3 protein-coding genes and 1 pseudogene are annotated in these 2,627 nt (G+C 45.5%); all 4 read right to left on the bottom strand.

Translation table 11 applies throughout. The annotated features are described in order from the left end of the window. Positions 1–331: STT3 domain-containing protein (locus tag QZ147_RS08985; protein ID WP_366508788.1), on the bottom strand; the 331-nt coding region annotated here is incomplete at its 3' end. Between the two features lie 21 nt (positions 332–352). Next, positions 353–1,585, bottom strand: coding sequence for a Vi polysaccharide biosynthesis UDP-N-acetylglucosamine C-6 dehydrogenase TviB (gene tviB, locus QZ147_RS08980; RefSeq protein ID WP_295149511.1), 1,233 nt, complete (start codon positions 1,583–1,585; stop codon positions 353–355). Beyond that, positions 1,582–2,025, bottom strand: coding sequence for an ecotin family protein (locus QZ147_RS08975; RefSeq protein WP_295149509.1), 444 nt, complete (start codon positions 2,023–2,025; stop codon positions 1,582–1,584). Before QZ147_RS08975 ends, tviB begins: the two co-directional genes overlap by 4 nt. Then, positions 2,022–2,588 (bottom strand): annotated as a pseudogene (locus QZ147_RS08970) (UDP binding domain-containing protein); the annotation flags it as partial. The gene QZ147_RS08975 and the pseudogene QZ147_RS08970, both read right to left, overlap by 4 nt. Positions 2,589–2,627 lie beyond the last annotated feature (39 nt).

Raw genomic sequence — 2,627 nt, 5'->3', positions numbered from 1 at the left:
GCGCTAAAAAAACGCTCATATAAAAGATTATACTTTCAAATTTTACGGGTAAAATTTTAGCCAGCAAGAAGGTAAACGTAGGGATTGAGCCACCGTATGGACTTAGATCATGCGCTTGATGAAAGCCATCCAACATATCGCGCGCGCCCTCGGCGTTTGCGAAGGCGTCGTTAGTATTTACCATTATCTCGCCGTTAAAATAAAACTGCTCTATCTCGCCAGCCCAAGCGACGTAAAACAACCTGCAAACTACGCCGAAAACATATGCTAGCGCGATAAGCATAAAAATTTCCCTATTCGAGTAGGTCTTATTTAAATTTTGATTATCCATCGTTTTCCTAAATTTTAAAATTCACAGCCTTGCGTCGGCGTTTTCGTATACGTTTTTGATATCGTAAACGAGAGCTTTGCTAAATTTTAACCCTTTAAATTTATCGTGAGCGACGGCGATCACGACGCAGTCGTAGTCCGCCTCGTCAAAGCTTTTTAGCGGCGCGATACCGTATTCGCGCTTTACCTCGGTTTCGTCCGCCCACGGATCGTAGACGTCCACGCGGCAACCAAAATCCCTAAGCTCCTCGATCACGTCTATCACGCGCGAGTTGCGGATATCGGGGCAGTTTTCCTTAAACGTAAGCCCAAGCACCAAAACGCGAGCCGAATTTATCAAAACGCCCCTTTTTATCATTAGTTTTACGACCTGATCGGCGGCATATTTGCCCATATTGTCGTTTATACGGCGACCGGCTAGGATCATCTCGGGATGAAAGCCAAGCTCCTGCGCCTTGTGCGTGAGATAGTATGGATCCACGCCGATGCAGTGGCCGCCCACTAGCCCAGGACGGAAATTTAAGAAATTCCACTTCGTACCCGCAGCCCGCAAAACGGCGTTCGTGTCGATGTTCATCTTGTTAAATATCATCGCAAGCTCGTTCATAAAGGCGATGTTTATATCGCGCTGCGTGTTTTCGATGACCTTGGCAGCCTCGGCGACCTTGATAGTAGGCGCTTTGTGCGTGCCCGCCGTTATGATCGAGCGGTAGACCTCATCGACCTTGTCGGCTACCTCGGGCGTCGAGCCGCTAGTGATTTTTTTGATTTTAGTTACGGTGTGCTCTTTGTCACCCGGATTTATGCGCTCCGGCGAATATCCACAGAAAAAGTCCTCGTTAAATTTAAGCCCGCTCTCTTCAAGCAGCGGCACGCAAATCTCCTCCGTAACGCCCGGATACACCGTGCTTTCATACACGACGATATCGCCCTTTTTTAGCACCTTTGCGACGCTTTGCGTGGCTTTTACCACTGGCGTCAAATCTGGACGCTTGTTTTTATCGATCGGCGTCGGGACGGTAACGATAAAGAAATTACAATCCTTTATATCGTCCAAATTTAGGCTAAATTTCATACCGTTTTCTATCGCTTTTTTCATCTGTTCGCTGCTTAGCTCCAGCGTGCGGTCATACCCGCTTTTAAGCTCCTCGATGCGGGCGGCATTGACGTCAAAGCCCGTGACTTCGTATTTCTCGCTAAACGCCGCCGCCAAAGGCAACCCTACGTATCCTAGTCCGATAACGGCTATTTTCATTTATTTTGCCTTTTTAATTTTTTTGATTCTATCGTTTTTACGCGTTCATACACTCTTATTTCCGCGCCTACGCCTTGCGGAGTTATGATTTTAATAGGGCTAACGCCCGGTAAAATTTGAGTGAGCTCATAATAAACCCGCCTCTTTTTCTTTCCGTCCTTGCAGAGCATCATCGTTTGCGCCAGCTCATCCCCGCCGCTAAATTCGTAATAAATCCCGCGTGCGTCCTCTTTTTGTTCAAGCTTTCCGCCGAGTAAAAAGGCGAAGTTGCAGTCGATTTCTATTTCTTTAAAAAACGCGACTTCGTATTTAAAATAATCAGGCGGCATCTTTGAGATAGGTAGCTCGAAAATATTTTCCTCGGTTTTAGCTGCGTTTTCGCCCGCCAAAAGTGCAAACGGCAACGCGCAAGCCGCGATAAAAAGTAAAATTTTCCTCATGATTTCACTCCTATTTGGAAATACGTAAAGCCCAAATTTGCCAGATTTTTTGCGTCGTATTGGTTGCGTCCGTCAAAGATCACGGCGTTTTTTAGCCGCTGTTTCATCTCCGTAAAATCAGGCGATCTAAACTCACTCCACTCAGTTACAAGCACCATTGCATCGGCGTTATCAAGAGCGTCATATTTGTTTTTAGCGTATTTTATATCTAAATTTGGCATATATTTTTTAGCTTCTTCGCTCGCTTTTGGATCGTAAGCGACCACTTTTGCGCCAGCTTCGTTTAAAAGTTTTATCAAAGTTAGCGAGCTGGCCTCTCTCATATCATCGGTATTTGGTTTAAACGCAAGCCCCCAAAGCGCAATCGTCTTGCCCTTTAGATCGCCGCCAAAGAAGTTATAAATTTTATCAAACAGCACTCTTTTTTGAGCCTTATTTCTAGACTCGACCGCGTTTAAAAGCTCTGGTTCAAAGCCATTTTGTCTGGCGGTATAGATAAGCGCCTCAACGTCTTTTGGAAAGCAGCTGCCGCCGTATCCGCAACCTGGATAGATGAAGCTAAAAAATATATGCCAAATTTAGATATAAAATACGCTAAAAAC

The organism is uncultured Campylobacter sp. (assembly GCF_905371695.1).
GTDB lineage: Bacteria > Campylobacterota > Campylobacteria > Campylobacterales > Campylobacteraceae > Campylobacter_A.
The sequence above is the reverse complement of the archived record's forward strand: the minus strand, read 5'-3'. Positions and strand labels throughout refer to the sequence as shown.

What these genes read in the sequence shown, in the direction of transcription:
- QZ147_RS08975 (WP_295149509.1), bottom strand. Translation starts at nt 2,025, where the DNA reads ATGAGGAAAATTTTACTTTTTATCGCGGCTTGCGCGTTGCCGTTTGCA.
- tviB (WP_295149511.1), bottom strand. Translation starts at nt 1,585, where the DNA reads ATGAAAATAGCCGTTATCGGACTAGGATACGTAGGGTTGCCTTTGGCG.